22 protein-coding genes and 2 pseudogenes are annotated in these 23,391 nt (G+C 53.7%); 13 read left to right on the plus strand and 11 right to left on the minus strand.

Going from position 1 to position 23,391, the window contains the following annotated elements; translation table 11 throughout:
- The first annotated feature begins 40 nt into the window (after nucleotides 1–40).
- Nucleotides 41–802, plus strand: a complete 762-nt coding sequence (locus RUA4292_RS01875; protein ID WP_058272938.1) for a helix-turn-helix transcriptional regulator — start codon at nucleotides 41–43, stop codon at nucleotides 800–802.
- 546 nt (nucleotides 803–1,348) lie between these two features.
- Here RUA4292_RS01875 and RUA4292_RS01885 read toward each other — a convergent pair.
- Complete coding sequence (locus RUA4292_RS01885; protein WP_145974816.1) at nucleotides 1,349–2,671, minus strand: tetratricopeptide repeat protein; 1,323 nt, start codon at nucleotides 2,669–2,671, stop codon at nucleotides 1,349–1,351.
- 115 nt (nucleotides 2,672–2,786) lie between these two features.
- Between RUA4292_RS01885 and RUA4292_RS01890 the strand changes: the two genes are divergently transcribed.
- From RUA4292_RS01890 to RUA4292_RS01900, 3 genes are all read left to right on the plus strand, one after another.
- Nucleotides 2,787–3,071: a hypothetical protein gene (locus RUA4292_RS01890; protein WP_058276063.1), complete on the plus strand. Its 285-nt coding sequence runs from the start codon at nucleotides 2,787–2,789 to the stop codon at nucleotides 3,069–3,071.
- A 155-nt stretch (nucleotides 3,072–3,226) separates the two neighbouring features.
- A complete protein-coding gene (locus RUA4292_RS01895) occupies nucleotides 3,227–4,870 on the plus strand; it encodes a sulfatase-like hydrolase/transferase (RefSeq protein WP_233493304.1) in 1,644 nt (547 codons plus the stop codon).
- A gap of 80 nt (nucleotides 4,871–4,950) precedes the next feature.
- Nucleotides 4,951–5,766, plus strand: coding sequence for a hypothetical protein (locus tag RUA4292_RS01900; protein ID WP_058276065.1), 816 nt, complete (start codon nucleotides 4,951–4,953; stop codon nucleotides 5,764–5,766).
- Between the two features lie 184 nt (nucleotides 5,767–5,950).
- Here RUA4292_RS01900 and RUA4292_RS01905 read toward each other — a convergent pair whose 3' ends face one another.
- The gene (locus RUA4292_RS01905; protein ID WP_145974818.1) at nucleotides 5,951–7,051 is read right to left on the minus strand and encodes a hypothetical protein; all 1,101 of its coding nucleotides are present in this window, start codon (nucleotides 7,049–7,051) and stop codon (nucleotides 5,951–5,953) included.
- 5 nt (nucleotides 7,052–7,056) lie between these two features.
- Between RUA4292_RS01905 and RUA4292_RS25070 the strand changes: the two are divergent.
- Nucleotides 7,057–7,179 (plus strand): annotated as a pseudogene (locus tag RUA4292_RS25070) (IS30 family transposase); the annotation flags it as partial.
- 25 nt (nucleotides 7,180–7,204) lie between these two features.
- On the opposite strand, the gene RUA4292_RS01910 reads toward RUA4292_RS25070, so the two are convergent.
- The gene (locus tag RUA4292_RS01910) at nucleotides 7,205–7,651 is read right to left on the minus strand and encodes a VOC family protein (protein WP_158506893.1); all 447 of its coding nucleotides are present in this window, start codon (nucleotides 7,649–7,651) and stop codon (nucleotides 7,205–7,207) included.
- A 539-nt stretch (nucleotides 7,652–8,190) separates the two neighbouring features.
- On the opposite strand from RUA4292_RS01910, the gene RUA4292_RS01915 reads away from it, so the two are divergent.
- Nucleotides 8,191–8,739 (plus strand): hypothetical protein, encoded by a 549-nt coding sequence (locus RUA4292_RS01915; RefSeq protein ID WP_145974819.1) that lies wholly within the window; start codon nucleotides 8,191–8,193, stop codon nucleotides 8,737–8,739.
- A 182-nt stretch (nucleotides 8,740–8,921) separates the two neighbouring features.
- Here RUA4292_RS01915 and RUA4292_RS01920 read toward each other — a convergent pair whose 3' ends face one another.
- The 7 genes and pseudogenes from RUA4292_RS01920 to RUA4292_RS01945 form a co-directional block, all read right to left on the minus strand.
- Entirely contained in the window at nucleotides 8,922–9,422 is a 501-nt protein-coding gene (locus tag RUA4292_RS01920; protein ID WP_158506895.1) for an IS630 family transposase, read from the minus strand.
- A 293-nt stretch (nucleotides 9,423–9,715) separates the two neighbouring features.
- Nucleotides 9,716–9,868: pseudogene (locus tag RUA4292_RS24335) on the minus strand (IS30 family transposase); the annotation flags it as partial.
- A gap of 401 nt (nucleotides 9,869–10,269) precedes the next feature.
- A complete protein-coding gene (locus tag RUA4292_RS01925; RefSeq protein ID WP_145974821.1) occupies nucleotides 10,270–10,782 on the minus strand; it encodes a carbohydrate porin in 513 nt (170 codons plus the stop codon).
- A 26-nt stretch (nucleotides 10,783–10,808) separates the two neighbouring features.
- On the minus strand, nucleotides 10,809–11,537 hold the full coding sequence (locus tag RUA4292_RS01930; RefSeq protein WP_058276070.1) for a hypothetical protein: 729 nt from the start codon (nucleotides 11,535–11,537) through the stop codon (nucleotides 10,809–10,811).
- Complete coding sequence (locus RUA4292_RS01935) at nucleotides 11,534–11,935, minus strand: GYD domain-containing protein (RefSeq protein ID WP_058276071.1); 402 nt, start codon at nucleotides 11,933–11,935, stop codon at nucleotides 11,534–11,536. The genes RUA4292_RS01930 and RUA4292_RS01935 overlap by 4 nt, the downstream gene beginning before the upstream one ends.
- A 61-nt stretch (nucleotides 11,936–11,996) precedes the next feature.
- The gene (locus RUA4292_RS01940; RefSeq protein WP_145974822.1) at nucleotides 11,997–13,511 is read right to left on the minus strand and encodes a metal-dependent hydrolase family protein; all 1,515 of its coding nucleotides are present in this window, start codon (nucleotides 13,509–13,511) and stop codon (nucleotides 11,997–11,999) included.
- A 72-nt stretch (nucleotides 13,512–13,583) separates the two neighbouring features.
- Nucleotides 13,584–14,999, minus strand: coding sequence for a metal-dependent hydrolase family protein (locus RUA4292_RS01945; RefSeq protein ID WP_058276073.1), 1,416 nt, complete (start codon nucleotides 14,997–14,999; stop codon nucleotides 13,584–13,586).
- Between the two features lie 229 nt (nucleotides 15,000–15,228).
- Here RUA4292_RS01945 and RUA4292_RS01950 point away from each other — a divergent pair, with 229 nt between their 5' ends.
- Together RUA4292_RS01950 and RUA4292_RS01955 are read left to right on the plus strand one after the other, a co-directional pair.
- Nucleotides 15,229–16,272: a helix-turn-helix transcriptional regulator gene (locus RUA4292_RS01950; protein WP_058276074.1), complete on the plus strand. Its 1,044-nt coding sequence runs from the start codon at nucleotides 15,229–15,231 to the stop codon at nucleotides 16,270–16,272.
- A gap of 373 nt (nucleotides 16,273–16,645) precedes the next feature.
- Nucleotides 16,646–16,963 carry a DMT family transporter gene (locus tag RUA4292_RS01955; protein ID WP_058276082.1) on the plus strand — a complete coding sequence of 106 codons (318 nt, stop codon included), beginning with the start codon at nucleotides 16,646–16,648 and terminating at the stop codon, nucleotides 16,961–16,963.
- A 45-nt stretch (nucleotides 16,964–17,008) separates the two neighbouring features.
- Here the strand turns inward: RUA4292_RS01955 and RUA4292_RS01960 are convergent, their stop codons facing one another.
- Entirely contained in the window at nucleotides 17,009–17,743 is a 735-nt protein-coding gene (locus RUA4292_RS01960) for a Crp/Fnr family transcriptional regulator (RefSeq protein ID WP_058274447.1), read from the minus strand.
- Nucleotides 17,744–17,818: 75 nt separating this feature from the next.
- Here RUA4292_RS01960 and RUA4292_RS01965 point away from each other — a divergent pair, with 75 nt between their 5' ends.
- The 5 genes from RUA4292_RS01965 to RUA4292_RS01985 all read left to right on the plus strand — a co-directional run.
- Nucleotides 17,819–19,738 carry a DUF3604 domain-containing protein gene (locus RUA4292_RS01965; RefSeq protein WP_199519973.1) on the plus strand — a complete coding sequence of 640 codons (1,920 nt, stop codon included), beginning with the start codon at nucleotides 17,819–17,821 and terminating at the stop codon, nucleotides 19,736–19,738.
- 216 nt (nucleotides 19,739–19,954) lie between these two features.
- On the plus strand, nucleotides 19,955–20,593 hold the full coding sequence (locus RUA4292_RS01970; protein WP_058276076.1) for an IS6 family transposase: 639 nt from the start codon (nucleotides 19,955–19,957) through the stop codon (nucleotides 20,591–20,593).
- Between the two features lie 12 nt (nucleotides 20,594–20,605).
- Nucleotides 20,606–22,165, plus strand: coding sequence for a 5-guanidino-2-oxopentanoate decarboxylase (locus RUA4292_RS01975; protein WP_306346051.1), 1,560 nt, complete (start codon nucleotides 20,606–20,608; stop codon nucleotides 22,163–22,165).
- Nucleotides 22,166–22,168: 3 nt separating this feature from the next.
- Nucleotides 22,169–22,951, plus strand: a complete 783-nt coding sequence (locus RUA4292_RS01980) for an arginine deiminase family protein (RefSeq protein WP_058276078.1) — start codon at nucleotides 22,169–22,171, stop codon at nucleotides 22,949–22,951.
- 255 nt (nucleotides 22,952–23,206) lie between these two features.
- Nucleotides 23,207–23,391 (plus strand): transposase (locus RUA4292_RS01985; RefSeq protein ID WP_058276079.1); only part of this gene is annotated, 185 nt, incomplete at its 3' end.

The following is a 23,391-nucleotide window of genomic DNA, read 5'->3' on the forward strand; positions in this document are numbered from 1 at the left end:
TTTGTCGCGAGATAGCGTCAGAACGCGAAAGGTTTTACCTGTGTCAGAGAATTTTTCTGCAAACCTAAAGTCTTTATGTGCAGAACACGGCAGTATTTCGCAGATTTGCCGCGATATCGGCGTCAACAGACAGCAGTTCAACCGTTACCTGAATGGCTCTAGCCTGCCTTCGGCCCACAACATGCGCCGCATTGCACGCCATTTCGATCTGACCGAGGCTGAACTCTTCGCGGAAACAACAAGCTTTGAACGCATGCTAAAGGGTGTCCTGCCACAAATTGGCAAAACACCCACAGATGCGTTTCTGGATCCCTTTCTGGATCAACAGAAAAACCTCAGACGTTACGTAGGTTTCTACCATTCATATTTTTGCACGCCCTCTTGGGAAGGAAAGATCTTCTGCTCGCTAATACGCATCCAGGAAGTTGAAGGGCTTATCACGATCCGCTCTCGGGAAATTGCCACATCCCCAGACAAAAGCACGCATCAGATTTCGCGCTATGCTGGCTTGGTGACAATGCGGGGAAACAGGATATTTGTGACTGAACACGAGCTCGCGCGCGAAGGCAGCGTTGCCAATACGATCCTGTACTCGGCGCACCGTCAACAATTGAAGTATCTGCGAGGAATGACTATGGGCGTCGCATGGCGCCCTTACCCGCATCCCTACGCAGCCAAAACAATCTGGAAACGCTTGCACGAGCGTGTATCAGCGCGCGAGGCTATAACCGCTTGTGGTATATACCCAATCCAGAGCAATAAGATCGATCCAACTGTCAGGAAACACCTGACCGAGGCTTAAAGCGTCGAACTAACATTGTTGGCTGCACAGTTTCCTCGGTACTGCATTCAGTTCCAATGACACATTTTCTTTCAGGCTGTGCTAAATCAACATCGCCAAACGCGGCGATGGCGTGACTTCATCCCTAGCGTTTTGACGATAGGATTTAACGCCTGAGATCATTTAGTGCCAGATTTGCAAGGCGGCTCGGTCGACGCCATCGGTCTTGCCTGTGCAATGGTAAATGTTCGACCTTGGTTGCAGTAAAGAGGCGGCTTTTGACCCGCGCTTCACCGCGGCCGAGAATGACCGTTCTGGCGACGTTAGTTGCAACGCAGCGTTATTCGTGCTGCTCCCGCGAACGAATACTGCGTCAGCAATGGCTGCTTGAGCAAAAGTCGGGTCCGTCCGCATCTCGGTCATAGCCGTGTTTTCTGCCAGTGTCTGCTCTCGCCCGAAGCGGCCGTTCGAGGCAGAAACTTCGGTTTTCCTCGTCCAAACGACTGCTAAAAGGCGCTTAGCCGTTATCCGACAAAATTGCTCGAATGACCGAGTCGAGCCCAAAGCTCACCTTTGTGGTATGGTACTTAGGTGATCAGTTAAGGCGCGAACCTGCTCTGGATTCACATAAAGGCGATCCAAAAGAGTGATAGTGTCAATTGTCGGCCAGTTTTGCTTCAAGTCTGCCTCCAAGGCCAAGGCCTCTGCTTGATTTCCGAGCGCCGCATTCGCTGCTGCGAGGTAAATCAAAGTGGGAGCTGAAATCGGGTCTCCGGCGCGGGTAGCGTTGTTGAGAGCGTCGATGGCTTGCTCGTATTTTCCTGCGTGGAAGCTAGCAGCGCCATAGATGCTCTTGTTTGCAAATCGTCCTAAGCCCGATGTCCGCGGACGGTCGCTCGTCGACGCGGCGAGTGCTGCATCAAAGTCGCCAGTCGCCAGCATGACCATTGCATAGAAATCCAGGACGTTGCCGTCCTTAGGGGCAAGATCCAAGGCAATGTCTGCGTGCTCCATGGCTCGCTTTGTATCACCTTCGGCAAGGTCAACCCAGGACAGTGCCGATTGCGTCCACGAGTTGGCAGGTGACAGAACTTCGGTTTGATTGGCCAAATGTCGCGCCTCCTTGAGCAGCGCAGAACGCTGCGGACCGTCTGGTGCAAAAATCGCGAGAGCGGCCAAACACTGGGATGCACCTGCATATCCACCAAAGTAGGATTCGTCCTTCTCGATTGCATGACGGAACATCGCCAAAGCTAATTCAAGCTGTGCCCGCTCAATCATGGGAAAAATCAAATTCCGCGCCTGATCTGAGAGTGTCACCGCTTGAAGGCTAGACGGCGACTTCGCCAGATGTGCGCGCCTTTCTGCCTCTAGCGTGGGATCATTTGAAGTCTCGAATTGTCCGGACACGTCGGTCGTGTTTTCTCCCGTAGAACTGATCGTGACCCCCAAGCCCAAGCCGACACTAAGCGCCACGAAGATGCTTACGGCAATCTGAAATGGCCTGCTCTTCCATCTGCTATGGAGTTCTAAGCCTGTCGCAACGTCCTCAGTTTGGGCGTCCGACGAATACTTGAGTTCGAAACGAGGTACATACCCGCCGGGATCGATATGAATATGGATTGGGTCGTCTCGTCCCGGGCCGGCAAAATACTGTGCAAGCCGGCGCCTGAGACGCCCGGCGTCAACCCGAACGATGTTATGGCTGTCACCATTTTGATCCGGAGGTCTGCCGTAGACATCTTCGGCGATTGTTTTGGCGAGCGGCTTTTGTGTGGGATCAAGAAGGTTCTGTTCCACGATGTAGTCCAGCAATTCAGAGAGCCGACTCGCGCCCGTGAAAAGTTCGCTGGACTTCACTCGATTGAGTTCTTCACGAACTTCTTCCAACTCCAGATGCCCCGACCAATGCGGGTGCTTGTTGGCTGTAGTTTCCCTGGGACCCATGCCAGAAGACTACTGATAAACGGTCAAATTGAAAGGATTTTTACCCCTTTCTCACCGTGTGAAACTCCCACTGGCTTCAGCGGTAGGTAATGTGATCTTAGCGGGAGCGAATGGGTTCGATAGGCAAATGCGAGTATTCGAGAAGCATTTTGGTGGACTTGCAGAAAAAATTCAGAAGCGCCGAAAAACGGACGCTGAGCTTGACGAGATTTGCAGAGATTTCGAACTTTTGATGACGAGCCGGCAATACGAATCCTCTCTAGAGGATGTTTGGAACGATGCCTTCAATAGTAGCCTTGCAGGGTTGAAGAAGGAAATTTTGGCAAAGCTCGAACCCGACTGAGCAAAGCCGGACAATCGGAACAACACACAAGAGAGTTTGGACCGCCCGGGTGATTTTCAGGCTCCACGAACACCGTTTCACAATGCAATATATGAGGAGCCAAAATGCGAAGTCTAAATCAATTCCTAGTACCGGTTTGCGGGGTCGCTCTTGTCTTGTCGACAACCATAGCTCAGGCTCAAGAAGACTCGATCATTCGAGACGCCGAGTATCGAATTCTGGAACGTCAGCACGGAGATCGCTGGGCAGTTGAAGACAAAGACATCGACGTCAAGCTGGCGGAGTTCCGAGATAAGAACGGCGGCAAGCCCCCAAACATACTGTACATTCTGCTGGATGACGTAGGGTTTGGCGAAGTCGGAATGCCAGATCTGGACGTGGTACGTGGATACTCGACACCAAACATAACGGACTTCGCAAACCAAGGTATGTCCATGATGCGGATGTATACCGAACCGTCTTGCACACCCACTCGAGTCGCCATGTTGACCGGGCGACACCCGGTCCGGACCGGTTTCGATGAGGCCAAAGCGGTGCCTGAGGGCGAAGGTTTGGCGGACCGCGAAGTGACCTTGGCCGAAGTGCTGAGCGAAAATGGCTACGCAACGGCCCATATCGGCAAGTGGCACATGGGTGACATCGAACAAAGCTATGCGATCAACCAAGGTTTCGACTATGCCGAACACCCGATTCACCAACAGGCGCAACTTGCCTTGATGAATTCGACGGCTTTGAACGAAGGACATGTTGATGGTGTCGATCTGAGACTTCGTTCGACCGATCTGATGCTAGATGACACATTCCGCATCGACCCTTATGCAATGGTCTATGGAACCGTCGGTGAAAAAGGTGGAGCGATACGAGAGGTCCACATGGAGCCGGGGCAGAAGTTCTCGCAGGACGACTATGTTGCCATGGGGCAGCGCTACAAGCAGAGCACTCTAGATCAACTGGAAAATCTCGCCAAAGGGGACAAGCCGTTCTTTTTGCAGTACTGGCCGCTGTTCCCGATCAGCTTTACAAGGACTGATATCGAACAAGCGCAAACTCTGAACGGTGGGCCGGTCGCAGAAGCTATCGTTAAAGTCGATGGATACATCGGTGAAATCCTGTCTCGGGTCGAAGAACTGGGAATAGCAGACAATACGATCATCGTGATCATGGGAGACAATGGCCCGTTCATGGAGTTCGTCGACAAGAGCGGCCAGTCCGACCGGATCTATCGTGGCGGAAAGACCGAGCATCTGGAGGGTGGCGTTCGTGTCAGTGCTTTTGTCCGCTGGCCCGGGATGATTGAGGAAGGGACACGTGTAAAAGATATCACTCATGTTTCTGATCTTTTCACCACCTTCGCGCGGCTGGGTGACGGCGAGGCGAGCATCCCACGCGACCGGATTATCGACGGGGTCGATCAAACCGCGCTTTGGCTTCTAGGGGAAACGCATGGGCGTCGAGATTTTGTTTTTGTCTACGAAGGGTTTGTGCTGAGATCGCTGGTCAAGCAGCAGTACAAGATGCATTTGCCACCTCCAGGCGGAAATCCCATCCTTGCTGCCATGTATGACCTCTACAAGAACCCGCGTGAGGATCGGCCGCAGGATTCCATTCGTATTGGCGTAGGTTTCGGCGCCAATTTCAGTCTGATGGCCCAACGCCATCTTGCCATGAAAGAGCTTTATCCTGACATGCCTCCCGGGCATGGGCCACTATATGGCGGAATTGAAAACCTTCGGCCTGAAACAAAGGAACTCGTGGACAACATCCTGTTTGCTCAAGGACTCACTAGAAAGTCGGATTAAGAGGCCCCCGATCAAGTGTCCTGACCGGCACAGTCCGGTCAGGTTTTTCTAGAACTTGCGCGATTGAAGGACCGAACGCGATGAAACTTGCTTTCTTTTTCTCCCCGAAAACTCTGGCTCTTATCGCCGCTGTTTTCGGCGTAGTGTTACCCTCGGTCACAAAGGCCGAACCCGTGGCCCTCTCAACTTCTGAAGACTGGCGACATGGCGTGACTGTCTACGGATTTCTTCCACAATCGCTGACCGGGACGTCGACTATTGCTGATACCAGCGTTGATCTTGATTTCGATTTTCAAGACGCGCTGGAACTCTTAGACTTCGGTATCTCGGCACAATACGAAGGTTGGACGGGGAACTGGGGTTTCATAGTCGATGCAAACTACGCAAAGCTAGGGACCGAACAATCCATCCCGCTTCCGGCTGGGAACATTGACGTTGACCTCGATGTTAAGCAATCGTGGATCGGATTTTTGGGCGGTTACAAAGTTGCAAATGGGGTTTATGGCAACAATGGCCACCGATACTCTGTCGATCTACAAGCTGGGCTTCGCTACAATGAACTGAAGCAGGAGGCAGACGTTTCCACTATAGGGCCAAGTGTTACCCTTGGCGGGACTGAAACATGGACCGAGGTGGTTGTTGGCGCTCGTGGCACGTGGGAGCTCTCGGACCGCTGGTTCTTGGTTGCTGCGGCTGACGCAGGCCTTGGTGGCGAAAATGTCAATTCCCACTGGCGTGTTTCGCTGGGCTTCGCCTATCAAGCTTGGGAAAAAACCTCTATTCGTTTCGGATGGCGGCACTACCAAATCGACTATGAGACTGAACGGTCCGATGGGACATTCGCCTATGACGTCATGCAAACAGGACCACTGGTTGGTGCAACCTTCTCTTTCTGACTACGAGCGTGTCCTAAAGAAAAAACCACGTCCTTGTGATTGTCATTCGTGGTCTTCGTTCATTGGTACGGTCGAACTTGCGTTGAGTGGCTGCTTTGTCCGCAACCCGGTCGTTAAAGCACCTCGCATCGAACGGCTGCTTTTGGTCGTTTTATGGGTCCAGAGCCTAGAAGAGGTGGATCGCTTAGATTATCAGCTCTGTAATTCCAGCGATTAGGCCCGCTTGCATACTGCGTTTAACGGCAGCTTTGCGGGTATCATCACTCATTGTGTCGCCCTTCAGAAGCACCCGCACGTTTCTGGCCAGTGATACAAGCCCAGCAAAAGCGATAGCCTCCAGAAATTCTGGCTCTGTATCTGAGGTCAGTTTTTCAGTAGCGCTGTCGAAATCGCGAGAAAGCTGTTCATTGGAAATTCCAGTGGAGGCAAAACCGTGTTCGTCGGCTACCTCAGATGTCGTCATTGCTGGCGTGTCTTCGTACTTTGCAAAATGTGCTTCAACGTAGGCTCCATAAGAGGTGGCCTTAAGCTGGAACTCTCTTACTTCGCCTGTTTCCATGTTGACGATTTGAACGTCTGCGCCGGGATGGTTTGTTGCCTCAAACAATTCGACGCGGAACTCGTCTCCATCGCTGTTTTCGGCTCTTGCGAATTGCAGCTCATGCGCAATGCCTTTCACGTTGTTTTTGAAGCCCTGCAGTTGGGCCGGTGAGAACGCCTGAACGTGTTCTGCGATCTCTTCGTTGGTCATGCCAGACAATTCGGTGGATGACCGACGTATGGCATCCAGCATGTCTTGTTCCTCCAAAGTAAATTCATGTGGACCATCAGACAAAAGATTGAAAATGAGCGCTGAGCCGACACCAACTATGAGCGGCTCTGCCAGTGTTGACTTATGTTTAGCAAAGCCGCGAACAAAGCTCAATTCAGTGAAAGCGTTGCGGTACCACCGGCGCTGCATGATTGGCCATTCTTGTGAGTCCAAGAGTACTTCAGAGGCTTTCTCCACGAGCGGGGCAAGCGCGTCTTCGTTTAGGGCAGCTGCCTCCTTAGCGCCGAGGTCCAACTCTCCTTTTTCCGCCTGTCGCAGCCCGATGGCCAATGCGCTACATGCATCGACCAGTTGCTTTTCGGATTGGGACAATTCGTCGAGATTGCGCGTTTGGCCCAGAAGGTACTTGTTGGTGAGTGGCCTGACCACAAAGGGTGCAGCAACTGCGCCCGCAATCGCAGCGCCACTAATAACCACCGTTCCCATCGCTACAGTGCCACCAATCCACGCCAATGCGCTCAGTGCACAGCCAGGAACATCTCGACGCAGTTGCTCGTGAACTCAACGAGCGGCCGAGAAAAACGTTGCATTACTTCTCACCAGCAGAGACGTTCCATGAATGTGTTGCGGCGATCGGTTGAAACGGCAGAACAAAGCCGTCATTCTCTATTCCGCTAAAATTTCAACGAGTTGAATGCGTTCTCCGTCAGGACCAAAAACGAACCCGCTCCTCACGTTTAGGCTGCCAATGCGTATATGAGAGATTGGGATTGCTAATTTAGCTCCGGCCTCAATCGCGCGAGCAATGGTTAGCTCAACGTCATCTACACGGATCGCGAAGTGATTAATTGGTTCTTGAACCTCTCGGTAGTTTTCCGGGTTTCCGCTTTCTATGAACTCAAGATGTGTCCCGTTGACATCCCTCATGTATACGCCCTTGTGTGGAATGGTTTTGTAATCAACGCCATCTTCGCTCACCTCCATTTCGTTCCAACTCATAACCACTTCAAACCCGAAAACGCTTGTGTAGAACTTCTGGGATGCCTCGACATCGCTGACGTAGTTGCCGATGTCGTACACGGCATTTTGCGAGGATGCGGCTGAACCAATCATAAGAAGAATGATAGCGACAAAGTTCCTAGCGAAGCTGAAGTCGCGAGATGAATACATATATTTGCCTACCTGTGTTTGAGCTTGTCCTAGGCTGCTGCACGGTGCTCAAATTGTAAATAATTGACCGCTGCTTTGGGCTCAGAACAGCCATTCGCTGCGAGGTGCATGAGCGTCAGCTTTGGGCGTTTGCAGTCATTCGTTTTCTTTGGCCGACTGTCCGAGTTGCGGACAAACCCGCCGGTCAGCAGGCTCAGCTAGCCGACCGCTAACTGCTCAATCCCGCCGTTGAGCCACTCGAAACACTTCGCAGTTGCTACGGCCCTCGTACAACTGGAAGCTGCCATCCGTGGTCGGTGCGGCGATTGGCCGTGAGAGCCCGAACCGGCTACTTCGTAAAGATTGCATTGTTCGCGTGGGTCGAGGAGGATTGCAAGCCCAACCGTCTTCTGACCATTCCTTGGAGGTAGTTATGAAAAAGATAAGGCCAGTTGCGTTTTTCAAGCTATACCTGAGGCGAACAGAAACGCCGGGGGCAAAACATGACTGATGCGATGAACACAATGGAAATTGGTAGTACTTCAACGTCAATAGAACTTGGGTCGAAGTTTATCCAATGGGGTCTGGGGCTATTTGTTCTAGGGTTTCTGGCGGGGTTCATCCCGATTCTCCACTACATTCACGGCGCAGTCGCTGGAGACATTGGTCATGCCTTTATGAAGAACATGACCCTGTGGTGGGGTTGTCCTGCGGTTCTGATGGAATATGCCTTGAAAACCGGTGGCCTCGGAATGGCCGTCATTGGGCTCTGCTATCGCGTACTGCCTCGCGCAGATACTTCAGCGCCAATCTCTGGAACCGAAAGTAAGGCACCCATGATATGTGTTGTTGGTCTTGTCGGTGCGGCAATTTATGCGGGAGTAGGCTACGTCGTTTGCAACATGATCTGGCCCAACTTCTATTTTGCCCATAACGAGACGGGCAAGGATGTGTGGCTTACTGGGCAACTTGTCGGAATAGCGGTCTATGTGTACGGAATTTATTTCGCTTTCCGGGCGGTCACACGGGACCATGCTTCAACCGCGAGTTAAAGAGCATACGGTCTTCAGAAAGTCACTTCGCGACCTTCTGATTTTCGTTACAAGTGGTCAACACGCAGAGACCTTGTCCGTCCGATCTGTCGGCAAAGCGCCAGTTCGTGCTCGGCGCAGCATTCGGCAAAGAGGGCTCCGAGCAGACGTTCGTCGGAAGCTGCTATTAAAGCGTCCCGCTTTTAACCTGCGACATATCCGGCAGCCGTGAAGTAATTCCAGCACTCGTCGGGTGAGTAGAGATCGCAGATTTCGGCGATTGCGTTGAACATGTCGGTGAAGGTGCGTGCGCCGATCCGTCGCAGGTGTGCTTTGAGCTTGGAGAATGTCATTTCGATAGAGTTGAGATCGGGACTGTAGGGCGGCAGGAACAAGAACCAGCATCCTGCCCTGCGCATCGCCTTTTCCGCTTCGGCGTTTTTGTGTGTCGCGAGATTGTCCAGAATGACCACGGTTCCGGGTGAGAGTTCCGGCACCAACACCTTTTCAACGTAAGCGGCGAAGGCCGCGCCATCCATGGCCCCTTTGATCACCCAGGGGGCGATCATCGTCTCAGCACTCAGTCCGGCTATAAAGGTCTGGGTGCCCCATGAGCCAAACGGGGCGTCCATGATCAGGCGTTTTCCGCAAGGGGCCCATCCTCGCTGCCGCGTCAGGTTCGTCTTCACGGATGTTTCATCCACTGCCCGGCAGTCGCCGCTTGCGGCGATGAGAGGGAATAAAGACAACGCGCTCCGGGTGCTTCGACACGGCTGGAATGCGGTGCTTGAACCAGTCTTTGCGCTGTCGCTTTACCTTGGCGCGGCGGCGTTCGGTGGCAACCAGTGACTTTTTTTATACGTGTAGCCCAACTTGCGAAGGAACTTGCCGATGGCGTTGGGGTGCGCCCGAACGCGCGTTGCGTCAAACAAGGCTGCACTCAGCTCAGGCATCGTGATATCACCATCTTGCTCGATGAGTTCAGCAAAGAGTCCCAGATACCACCCGTTCTCGCAAGCAGGGGATAGATCGACGACGAGCCTCGATCAAACAACCGACCGATCGAGCTCATCGACTCTCCGCGCTGCCAGCGATCCCAAATCTCTGCCTTCTGTTTCTCCGTAAAATAAATCCGACGACGATAAGCCATACCAACACTCCATCCTTGCTTCCAAAGTGAAGTGTTGCGGCGATCCGTTGAGTCCGCCGCTCAGAGCTGTCATCCGAGCATTTTGCTCAGATGGCGGCTTTGACGCGCTGAGCTGCCGTTCACGACTGGGAATTCGAAGTTTTGGTCCTGAACGGCTGCTTTCAACATAAGCGGACACTAACGGAAAATCGGTTCACTTCCGCTCTGCGGACCAAGCCGACCTACTCTCAAATGGCGAGTACTGGCACGAACGGCGCTTAGCGGACCTTTGATCATCTTCTGGCGAAAGGCTGCTCTGGGTGAGAGGTGATGAAATCGGCGACCCGTTGGTGATACAGATGGGGAAATGCGGTCTGATAGGCCCTAATTTTGGATCAGCTGTTAAGTTCCTCACACCAATTTTACATACTGAACCTGATACGCAAACCAAACACCAACGGGTTATCCTCATTGAAACCAGGGTTCTTGAGGTACTGAACATCGGCCGTCAGGGCGAGGTTGTCCGATAGGTCCGCACGGTAGAACGCCTCTATGGTCGTTTGTGTTTCCAGTTTGCTATCGGACGGATCGGCAACGGTTACTCCAAGTCCAAGCAAGTCATCATAGTAGCCCGGCCGCCACATCAAACCCGCATTAACTGCGCGGCGAGCGATTGGCGCTGCCCCGTCGGACCAACCAAGTCGGCCAAAGACCATGAGGCCATTGTTAAATGTGTGATTGCCCGCCAGCATGGCGCCCCAACTCTTCGGGACGCCCGCATCTGTTCTTTCATCCACATGAAACATCCCAAGATGAAAATTGGTTAGAAAGCGTTTGGAGGGTTCTGGGGTCCAGCCGATTTCTGCATATTTGTACAATTCTGTTCCACCAGGGAACCACTCGACATCTGTCAGTGAGCCGTTGGCGTCACTCACAACTCCCAGTGCGTAGATTTGATCTGTCAGAAACCCGCCGCCACCCAAGCCGAAACCTGGATCTGGGATCGGTAGAACGGGGCTAAACAAAATGGAATAGTTTGGAATGTGGTGCGCGGATTAACATAGCCAAGGATATCGCTGTAGTCTCCCGGATCGATCCGACCTGCCACCAATCCAGCACGACCATCGGCGAGTGTTTGAGACCAATAAGCAACCGATAGGGTTGTATCTGTATCACCAAAAGTTACTGCTGTTGCACCAGCATAACCGATTTCGCCCGCGAGACCTGAAGGGGCGATTTCTTGTCCTAACAGATGTCGGTTCTCGAGAATGAACACCAAGCTTCCGGGATTCTCGCCTTCTCGGTTAACCAGATTCCAATTTCCAATCATCCGCAACTGACCAGATGCGGATTGGTCAACATCGGTCAGACTATTAGAGGCTTGCTGATAGAGAGCTTGGTAATCGAAAGACAGTGACAAGCCCGTATTCTTTTGAAAATTTGCCAAACTTTTCTCTGCTGGATCAAGTGTTCGATCCAAGGAAGGCCAGCGGGAATCTTCCAGTCGCCGCAGCCGATCTTGTTCTTGTTGCGCTTGCGCTGAAGCTGGGCCGCCGATGGATGCGCCCGCTGCGGCTTCAAGTGCAAGTACTCCAGACTCTTGTTGAGCTTGCGTGGAAGTGGCCGCCATCAAGAGAACGGCCGCTAGCGCCACACACCATTCAAACTTGTTTTTTGAAATACGAGTCATTTAAGGTCATCTGCGGCTTTTACCTCTTCTACACGCTCAAGCGCCAAAGCCATGTCTGAACTGCTAATCATCTCTATCATATTGTAATCATTCAGTAATCCGTCACCCATCCGGCTGAGATAAAACGCCTGAATGAAGGTGGGGTCGTCAGGCAGAGAAACGGTGATGTAATTCTTACCGTCGCCGAGCCCCCAATGATAACTCAGAAGCTCGCCGCCCAGTTTTTCAATCCCACCCCGCACGGATGCTTCACGATCCGCCGGTGAAGCGATCAGCATCTCCCAAGCGGTTCCATTCGGAGTTCCGATAAACAAAAACGTGCGGTCAGCCGCATTGCCTTGTGCCGGTACAATCGACACCGTGGCCGCAAGAACCGCGGCCAATAGAAATGTTCTCATAATCGTCTTCCTTTTAAAATGGTGCGCGAGATGCCGAGGTATCAAACACCCCGCGCGACACTCAGTTGAGTGTGTTCTTGAAGATCACGCCGTCCTTCATGATCAGATTTATGGTCTCGATGCCACGCATGCGGCGTTCTGCGTCAAACCATTTTGAATTTCCGCCAACAACGGCGATGTCCTCCAGCGGATTGCCGTCAACCAACAGGATGTCGGCGTATGCGCCTTCTTCGATCACGCCCAGCTTGCTTGGATATGGGTTGAGATCACCGGTAAGCATTGCCAGTTCGCCACCCATTGACGTCATCGCCTTCAAGGCTTCGAAATTTCCGAAGCTGTCCGCAAAAATCCACTTCTCATGGTCGCGTTGATGCCTTGCAGCCATCCCATTGGTGCTGGGCATGTCGCTTGCGAAGACCAGGTTGGGTTTCACCTTTCTGATCACATCGACGAACCCGGCTGAGCCTTCCTTCATCATGATCGTGCGAGCAGCCTCGAATGTGCCGGGTTTGCCGTAAACCGGATGGGTTAAGATCGCATCGCTCTGCACAGACGCAAGAAAGGAGGCGATGAACGCGCCTTTTTCCTTCATAAGCTTGGCTGTTTCTTCTGACAGGAACTGACCGTGCTCAATGCTCATGACGCCTAAATCCAGCGCGCGCTTGATGTGTTCGTCAAGATAGAGATGTGCCGCAACATAGGTTCCGCGGCTCGCGGCCTCATCCACTGCAGCAAGAATTTCCTCATCGGTGAACTGACCTGACACAAACGGGCTTGCTTTGCTGGCAATGCCACCCGCCATCATGATCTTCATCTGGGTTGCGCCCATACCGAAATTCTTGCGCACGGCTTTACGCACTTCCTGCGGTCCATCTGCGATATGGTTCATACCGTTGCGCACAAGGCTGCTGTATTCCGGTTCGCTTTGACTCTCCAGACGCATGTCGCCATGCCCTGCCGTCTGGGAAATCGTGCCCCCAGAAAGATAGATGCGGGGACCTTCAATCAGGCCTTTGTCGATGACTTGCTGTAGCCCGTTCGCCATGCCGCCCATGTCACGCACAGTGGTAAAGCCATCGTAAAACCATTCGAGTGCGGATGCCGCACCGTAAGAGGCCATCGTGTCCCAACGGGAACTTTCCATGCCAACGCGACCCTGATCCATGGAGAGATTAAGGTGCACGTGGCTGTCGATCAGCCCCGGCATCAGAGTACGTCCGCCGCCGTCGATGACCTTGGGCGACAGTTCGACCGTTGTTTGGCCCTGTTCGCCGTCGACGATAAAGGTATAGCCCGAACCGCCACCATTGGCCGACGAATACACCGACGAATACAATGGTCCGGTCGGGCCAGCCTCGACTTCCCAGGTGTCCGCTTCGGGAATGTCTTCTGCAACGGCGTGGATCTTGTTGCCAACGACAAGAACGTCGCGGTCCAAAAGACCGTCAGTGGTTCCGTCGAATACCATGACATTTTTGAACAGGGTGACGGACGGCGGCTCTTGCTGCGCAAAAACAGCTGTTGCAGAGAGCAACATCGCCATCGTTGCCGTGGTTATGGTATTGTGAAACATCATATTATCGAACCTTTCTTGGGGGTGATATTTGGATGCGCGAGATGCCGAGGTATCAAACACCCCGCGCGACACTCAGTTGAGTGTGTTCTTGAAGATCACGCCGTCCTTCATCACGAACGGGATCGTATCGACGGAGGATGTTGGGCGCGGCGCAGATCCGAACATAGACTCGGATGCCCCGATCACACTGAGATCTTCCAGCGGATCGCCGTCCACCAAGATGATGTCGGCGTAGGCACCTTCTTCTATCACGCCAATCTTTCCCTCCGGGTAGGGGTTCATGATGCCACTAAGTGCCAGCAGTTTGCCCGCATCCGACGTCATAGCCTGCAATGTGCGTAAGTTGCCAAATGATCGACCCCACTGGGTAATCTGGAAGTCGCGAGTTTGTCGCCACGCGGGAGGTGTAACGGCAAGGGAATCGGAACCAAATGCCATGTTGATCCGGTATTCATTGGCCAGCTTAATCCATGCCTCGCCGTTCTTGTTGACCCGTGCGGTTTTAGCATAAGCCGGGAGAGCAGGATTGCCGTAATACGGATGTTCCAAAATATCCGGTGCAAACGCCGCCATTGCGGGCACTACCCAAGCATTGGCCTCGGCCACCATCTTGAAGGTTTCAGGCTCGGACATCAGGTTGCCATGCTCAATCGACACCACCCCAGCGCGGATGGCGTTCTGTACCGAGATGTCTGTGTAAGCGTGCACCGCCGAATATGTGCCGAAATCACCGGTTGCCTTGACCATCGCGGCCAATTCCTCGGGCGTGCCTTGTATCGAATCCAGCGGATCACGCTCTGAAGTGACCCCGCCGCCCGACATCATCTTCACGAAATCTGCACCCCCTGCCAAATTGTTGCGCGACGCTTTCAAAACCGCGTCACCACCGTCGGCCAGCGTGGTCAGGCCCAGCCCTTCCAGATAGGATTTTTCACCGCTCAGCACATTCGGGTTCCAACGCCAGTCGCCGTGACCGGACGAAGCACTGACGCAAGCCCCCGACAGATAGATGCGCGGCCCGGTCAGGGTGCCGATGTCGATGTGTTTCTGTAGACCGGACGACGTGCCACACAGATCGCGTACCGTTGTCACGCCCGCTGGCAGGTATTCTTGCGCGCTTGCGTAGGCCAATCCGCCCAGCTCTTCCCAAGTCATCAGTTGCGCGCCCTGAATGGCGCGGTCATTACCTGAGCCGACAAATTGCATGTTCAGATGCACATGCATGTCGATCAGGCCAGGCATGAGCGTCCGCCCGCCACCATCAATGATCTGGGCGTTCGCCGCTACGAGAGGTTCAGCCGAAACCGTGGCGATAAGGTTATCGACCACCAGCACATTTGCGTTCTCAATAAGTTGGTCGTTCACACCGTCAAAAACATTCACGTTGGTGAACAATGTTGGAAAGTCTTCGTCCTGAGCAAACACCAAAGAGCAGCTCAGCGATAGAGCCGTGATGGATCCAATGATCGTTCTTATTCTAAGTTTCATTCGAGGAAGTCTCCCAAATTATTCAAATTGCAGTTAGCGCAACGCAATGTTTCCGTACCATTTGTCTGAACCTTGTCTCAGTTATACGTTTGCGGGCACAAGGTTACGCGGGATTCGGATACCCTTCTGCCGAGAATAGAATTGCAATGCGCGCTGAAACATGCACGTTCATAACCGGTCAGGTAAAAGATACTTGACCCACATTGAACGTAGCTGAAGTGCACTCTTCATGAAGCAAAAAACAAAACAAACTGTAGTCCCGGTCGTAGTGTGCGCCATGGCGCAACCCTTTCTCGCCGTCGCCCTGAGAAACGGTGCCGACACCTCCACTATGCTCGAACCAAGTGGCGTGACGTCGGCCGACATTCTCGAAGGCAAAAAGATGATGTCCGGTCAGAGTTGGTACGATTTCATAGACAGGGTTGCAGCAGCCGTTGATAGTCCGTTTCTCGGATTTCACATAGGTTCGGGTGCGGCAATCCAAACGCTTCCAAACCTGAAAAACCTGAAAATGGGCGAGGCAACACTAGGGAACTTGCTGACAACGATGGTTATTGAGGCCGAAAGCCTGACCACTCTTGCCGACTACGAACTGGTCGTGAAAGGGCGTGAAGCAACCTTGCGCTCACAAAGATCCTTTCGCCCATCAAGCAATCCAGTTCAAGCGGACGGGTACTTTGCCGGGTTCCTGTACCGCTTGCTGCGCGAATGCTGCGGAGACGCATGGGACGCTGCTGCGTTTAAGGCGCGCATTTGCGATCCTGAGGCGTTGCCCAAAGACATACATTCAGCGAGCCGCGTTATGCGGGGGACACGTTCCGGTGTAGAGTTCCGCTTCCCCAGTACGTGGTTGTTGCTGCTCGATCAGGGCCAAGCCAGCCAGACACCGGAAATCAACGATGTCCGCGACACGAGCTTCATGTCGCAGGTGTCGATGCTTCTCGAACTCCATCAGAGCGATCCAAACATAACCCTTGAGACCTTCGCCAAACTGATTTCGTTGAGCCCGAGTGGGGCGAAGCGACAATTCGCAAAGCACAAGACGACGTTCCACAAAGAATTGGACGCATGTCGTTACGCAAGGGCGAGACGTCTTTTAAGCGAAACGGACCTGACGATGGCCCAAATAGGAAACCGGATTGGGTTTGCTGAGTCTTCCGGATTTTGCCGGGTCTTCAAAAGATGGGAAGGCATGTCACCCGGGAAGTATAGGCAGGAAATGGGCAGTGTTGGCTTGCAAGAGCCAGCCCAGTCGAGGCCGCTTCGGGCTTGAAGCTACCTTGCCGTGATATAGAGAAAGACTGACCTAAGACCGTTTTGAACGTCGCCTTAGATCTTTGCAGAATTTTGGAATCGAGACTGCGTTGAAGGTCCGGTCTAGGCAGTTCGCGGCCGGTGGTCCGCAAATTACGAATGCGCACTTTGGGCTCAATGCAGTCGTTCGCTGCGCCTTGTATGAACGACCGCTCTGCGGACATTGCCGTCATGGGCACCTAGCGACTGAATGTCCGCTTTAAACTGCTTGGTTGCTGACTGACAAATTGATAACTCGTAATCCTACGATTATCTCATCGCTCGTAACCTGCCGTGACGACTCGGCCGTGACAGGGCATAAGCCAGGACGACCTGCGAAAATGGAGGTCAAAATGGCTTGGATTTATCTTCTGATCGCTGGTGGACTGGAAGTCGTTTGGGCGACGGGGCTCAAGAAGCTTGGCTTTGGATTCTCGTGGACACTTGGCGTATTTACGCTGATCGCGCTGATCACGAGCCTCGTTACTCTCTATGCTGTGATGACGCGACTGCCGCTTGGTATTGCCTATCCTATCTGGACAGGTATCGGGTCTATCGGATCGTTGCTTGTCGGCGTCATGGCCTTCAATCAAAACCTCAGCATCCACGGTATTGCAGGTTTGATACTTTTGGTTATCGGAATGTTTCTGCTCGGCTCAGATGCACACTAACGGTGCGCCTGCTTGAGATTTTCAAAACGCTCAACTCTGGAGCAGCTAGTACGTTGCCAGGTGTTCACGCAGCTTTTTGGTATTGGTTAACTTAACTCTGCCGTAAGAACGTGCGACTAATCCAGCTTTCTCAAATCGGTCGAGGTGCCCTGCAATCGTAGCGCGCGACAACGTAGTAAAGTGGGATAGTTCAAACTGTGTTGCATCGATTTCCGGTTCGGGTTCGATGGGTCTATCGATGCTCCTAACACCCGCAAGACGCAACAGTAAGGCTGCAATGCGCCTGCTCGGGTCACGGATAGTCAAGTCGTCCATGATACCCATCGCGGTTAGGAGATGTTCTGCCGCCAATGAACCGATCCAACGCCAAGTTTCCGGATTAGCAGACGCTAACTTCTTGATATCAGGTGTTGCAATGTGAATGTACTCACTAGGGCGGGTGGCCTTGACTGATACGACGTTTGGCAATCCTTTAATTAATTCAATTTCTCCCATCCAATCGCCCGATCGAAAGAGATGTAGAAGGTTCGGTCCGCGCTCAAATGGCGCCATTTCAATAGCAAATGCTCCGGAGACGATGCCACGCAACCCGTCCTGCGGATTACCGGCTCGATGGACGTACTCTCCAGTGTTCGCCTTCCGTAACTCTCCGAGCGAGACGAGTTCCCTCCCAAACTCAACCGGTACGCCCGATAGCCAGCCTTCGCAGCTCAACTCAACATAACTGTCTTTCTTCACCAATTCTTCCCCCAAATGACTGCAGCTGACAGTCTTAAGCATTTGCCAATGATATTGCCAATGCAAATGGCGACCAAGCGTTGAAAATCAGCTCTAACTTTTGTGGGGAAAGAGAAAGTGAAACCTTTGAAAATGAAAATCGCGGCGATTGGCTTATGCGTATGCCTTGCATCGACCACCGCGATTGCAGCTGACGTGTCGATCACCGAGGACAATGTAAATATCGGCGCAGCGAAGTATTCCCCGTATCTCTACCGCGGGCATCCCACACAAGTTTTCTGGGGCGATACGCATTTACACACGTCTTACTCGACCGATGCAGGCATGATCGGAAATCGCCTTCCTCCTGACACTGCCTTACGGTTCGCCAAAGGTGAGAAAGTTGTATCCTCGTCTGGCGTGGAGGCGCGCCTGATCCAGCCACTTGATTTTCTCGTCGTAGCGGATCACGCGGAGAACCTTGGCTTGGCTGTAATGATTGAGGAGTCGGACGCGGCGCTGCTTCGCGACCGATGGGGCAAGGAAGTACACGATCTCGTCAAGGCCGGGGACAGCTATGGCGCCTATGGCAAGTGGGGCGAAGAAGGGGTGGCGACCGGCATCAACCCAATGCCAAACGTTGCGTTGCAAAGGAACATGTGGGAACGGCTCATTGATACCGTCGAACTCCACAATGAACCGGGTGTCTTCACCTCATTGCATGCTTTTGAGTGGACCTCGTCTCCTAACGTAAAGAATCTACACCGCGTGGTTTTGTTCCGGGATGACGACGACCGTGTGAAGCTAGTGTTACCATTCTCCGCGTATGATTCCGAAGATCCAGAGGATTTGTGGAACTACCTTGAAGGTTACGAGGAGAGGACCGGCGGGCAGGTACTCGCAATCCCACATAACGGTAACTTATCTAATGGATTGATGTTTGACGTTGAGACCCGAGCTGGCGAGCCAATCGACGCGGCCTATGCAAAACGGCGGATGCGTTGGGAACCAATCTACGAGGTAACTCAGGGCAAAGGCGATGGAGAAGCGCATCCTTTCCTTTCGCCCGAGGACGAGTTCGCGGAATTCCATAACTGGGACAAAGGCGACTTTGGCTTCGAAGCAAAGACGCCCGAAATGCTGCCAAATGAATACGCCCGCAGTGCGCTGAAGCTCGGCCTGGAGCAGCAGGCAGCGCTTGGCATCAACCCTTTCAAATTCGGCATGATCGGATCGAGCGACTCCCACACTTCACTTGCCGGCACGCGTGAAGAAAACTATTTTGGAAAATTCTCCGGGGTGGAGCCGGGCACTGGAGAATTCCGCTATGACGACGACGTTGTTTCAGATCGACGTCCAGATGGTGACGGAGGCGTTCAGGTCAAACACTGGGAGACGACGGCTGGAGCGCTGGCCGGTGTTTGGGCTCGGGAGAATACCCGAAAAGCGATATGGGACGCGATGGCCCGCAAGGAGGTATATGCTTCTACCGGCACGCGACCGGTGCTCAGGGTCTTCGCCGGATGGAGTTTCACGGAGGACGATGTGTTCAAGCCGGACTTTGCCACCATCGGATATGCAAGCGGTGTGCCCATGGGCGGCGACATGACCGCGGCACCCGAGGGGCGCGCGCCCAAACTGATGGTCCGCGCCTTGCGTGATCCAAATGGTGCCAACCTCGACCGGATCCAGATTGTGAAGGGTTGGCTTGATGCCAACGGAGTGTCTCAGGAACGGATATACGACGTGGCCTGCTCGGACGAACGAGCGATTTCGGACAACAATCGCTGCGACCGCCCGGTAGGAGACACTGTCGATCTGAATACCGCGACCTATACCAACACTATTGGAGAGGCGGCATTGGCAGCCTATTGGGAAGACCCAGATTTCGATCCGTCCAGCAGCGCCTTCTACTATGTACGCATCCTGGAAATTCCCACGCCAACGTGGCTTGCCTATGACCGTGTCAAGCTTGGCTCAGAGATTCCGGCTGAAGGCGTCTTGAAGCATCAGGAACGCGCCTACACCTCGCCGATCTGGTATACGCCAGAAGGTTGACTCCAGTTTTTTCGATTTGCGACTGGAGATAGAACTTCGTTTAGGCTGTCAAAGCGTGAAAGGCGTCACCAACTGCGAGGCATCGCCTTTTTTCGGCCGTTTTGGGGCTCGGAACTGACCTGCGCTGGTTTTCATCGGCGACTGTCGTCATTGAAAATTGAAGATTTGGAATTTTCGGTAGCCGGAGATAAAGGGTCGTAGATCGTAAGACAGGCCATGTACGTCCGTTTCCCCCTGTCCCTTCGCAATGTGGAAGATCTGCTGCACGAACGGGGCATCGATGTCAGCCATGAAGCCGTTAGATACTGGTGGCACCGGTTCGGCCCGATGTTTGCCGCGGAGATCCGGAATCGACGTATTGCTGGTATGAAATCAAGCAAGTGGCGTTGGCACCTGGACGAGGTTTTCGTGAAGATCAACGGAGAGCGGCACTACCTTTGGCGGGCCGTCGATCATGAAGGCGAAGTCCTGGAAAGCTTCGTCACGAAGACTCGTGACAAGAAAGCCGCGTTGAAATTCTTAAAGAAAATAATGCGCAAACACGGTCGACCTGAGGTGGTCGTCACGGACGGGCTGGCATCGTATGGCGCTGCGCTCAAAGAGATTGGCGTCGCAGACAAGCAGGAAATGGGTCGTTGGCTGAATAACCGAGTGGAGAATTCGCACCTGCCGTTTCGACGACGAGAGCGAGCCATGCTTCGCTTCCGGCGTATGCGAAGTTTGCAGAAATTCGCCGCTGTTCACGCCTCGGTCTACAATCACTTTAATCAGGAACGCAGCCTGTCAAGTCGAACGAATTTCAAACTCAACCGCGCCGCTGCTCTTGCTGAGTGGCGCGGTCTCGGTGAGGCATAAAGGGCAGTCATATTGTCCTTGCAGAGACGAGTTCGAATTGGTCTGACAGCACCCACCGTTGAGCTCTACCGCGGTCTTGCTGCCTCGGGCATTCAGCATGTGACCCCAAGGCACGAGCAAGGTGCAGGTTTTATGGCTGACGGCTATGCGCGTGTCTCAGGCAAGCCGGGCGTTGCCTTTGTGATTACAGGACCCGGCCTTACAAATACACTGACGCCGATGGCGCAGGCCCGGGCGGATTCCGTTCCGATGCTGGTGGTTTCCGGCGTCAACGAGAAGAGCACGCTAAACAAGGGTCTTGGACACTTGCATGAACTGCCCAACCAACACACGCTCGCCAAGACTGTTGCGCTGGTGTCCGAACATGTGGACCAGCCCGGTGATCTGACCGCTGCATTGGATCGCTCGTTTGCACCCTATTCCGCTGGACGCCCGGGCCCCACCCATATCCAAATCCCATTGGATATAGCAGGGTTAGCCGCTGAAAGCGCATTGCCTTCGAAAGATCATCCTCATCAGGCACTGGACAGTGACTTAGTCCAACAAGCTGTTGACCGGCTGTCGGCCGCGCGAAAAGTCGTCATCTTGGCCGGTGGCGGAGCGAAAATGACCAGAGAAGATCTACAAACTCTGGCAGAGCGGCTCGATGCACCTGTCGTACAAACCGTAAATGCGCGCGGTTTGATGCATGGGCACCCACTGACTGTCCCCGCTAGTCCGAGCTTAAAAGCGGTCCGGACATTGATCGAAGATGCCGATTGCGTCCTCGCCTTGGGAACCGAGTTGGGCCCAACGGACTATGATATGTATGCCACGGGAGGTATGGCATCTATGTCGGGGCTCATACGAGTGGATATTTGCCCGGATCAACTGACCCGTCACGAAGCCGCAATAGCCATAGAGGGTGACACCGATCAGGCTATTTCGTCGTTGCTGTCGGCATTGCCCGGAAAATCCAACCAGCGAGATGGAATGGACCGCGCGAAAAGAACCCGCGCTGCGGCGTTCGAAGAGATAGGTTTGGACTACCGCGCTCAAGTCGGGATTCTGGCGGCCATACGCGCAGCAGTCCCGAATGCGCTTATTGTAGGAGACTCTACTCAGCCGATTTATGCAGGCAACCTCTACTATGACCACGACCGTCCCGGCGGTTGGTTCAATGCGGCCACTGGATACGGAGCGCTTGGCTATGGTATTCCGGCCGCCATCGGTGCCGCGATTGCCGACCCTGAGGCGTCAGTGATTTGCATCGCTGGAGACGGAGGTGCCCAATTCTCACTGCCCGAGATCATGGCCGCAGTGGACCAAAACCTGCGCATTACCTTTGTTCTTTGGAACAATCATGGCTATGGCGAAATCGCTACTTCCATGGAAGGCGTGGGCGTCGAGGTGATCGGTTGCGACCCAACCCCACCTGACTTTGCGGCCACTGCTGCCTCGTTTGGCGTCCCCTACAAGCGCGTTCGGCAAAACCCAATAGCTGTTGCAGCTGCATTGACGGAAGCCAATGCCCAAGATGGCCCCTCGATTCTGGAAATTGATATTGCCGGGCGCCGTCCGGATCAGGAGTGAATCATGCGAAATCCCACCTTTGAATTTACCCGTGCCATAACTCGCAAGCCTGCCTCGACTGTTGCAGAAGGCCTGCGTGCCGAGGACATCGGCAGTCCTAGCCTGGACGGTATGCTGGCTGCGCATGCGGCCTATGTAAGCGCTCTGCGTAGCACCGGAGCAGAAGTCATCGAGCTTGATCCACTTGAAGCGTACCCGGACGCCCAGTTCGTCGAGGACACTGCGCTGTGCCTACCGCAAAGTGCTATACTGATGCGACCTGGCGCGCCCTCCCGCCTAGGCGAGGTGGCAGAGATATCGTCGACGATCCGTGCCTGTTACAACGACGTCCGCGAGATCAAAGGTCCCGGCCATATCGAAGGAGGCGACATCCTGGTGACCGGAAAGGAGATTCTGGTCGGCCGCTCGGATCGAACCGACGCTGCAGGAGTGGCCGAGCTGGCGGAAATCGCCAATGAGTGGGGCCATGCTTTGCGCGAGGTATTTACGCCTGAAGGCGTGTTGCATTTCAAGACAGATTGTTCGCTGATGGATGCCGAGACCATCCTTTCAACCAAGCGATTGGATGCGTCCGGGTGCTTTAAAGGTTACCGGGTTCTGCATGTTGCCGACGGTGAAGAAGCGGCCGCCAATGCAATACGTTTCAACAATCTGGTGCTCATGGCGGCCGGTTTCCCGCGCACTGCAGATGTTTTGGACAAGGCTGGGTATGAGGTCGTCCAAATCGACAACACCGATTGCGCCAAGTTGGATGGCGGCATGTCATGCCTGTCTCTGAGGTTTTGATGGCAACGAAGGATCATCAGGCATAATAACCGAGTTCAGCTGGAGTGCCGAGGCTGTCCGCATGCGCACCTCACCGGTTTCCGTCTACCACACGTCCTCCAACAGCGCTTCCGCCGCCAACCGTCCAAATGCATTCGCCGCTTTGGGGCTTGCGCCCGAAACGAGACGGCGATCGATGTGGCATGTGGCGTCGGCCTTGTGAGCCTCCCCATTTGAATGGGCCCACCGTTAAGATTAGGAAACGGAGGACCAAGAATGGCAAACAAGCGACCGAAGCCGGAAGAAATTGTCTCGAAGTTGCGGCAGGTTGAAGTTCTGATGGGGCAAGGGATGCCGCGTCTGGATGCGATCAGACAGATCGGCGTTGTGGAGCAAACCTATTACCGCTGGCGCAAGCAATATGGCGGAATGGGTGTAGACCAATTGAAGGAACTTAGGCG

Origin of the sequence: Ruegeria atlantica, from assembly GCF_001458195.1 — a bacterium.
Taxonomy (GTDB): domain Bacteria; phylum Pseudomonadota; class Alphaproteobacteria; order Rhodobacterales; family Rhodobacteraceae; genus Ruegeria; species Ruegeria atlantica.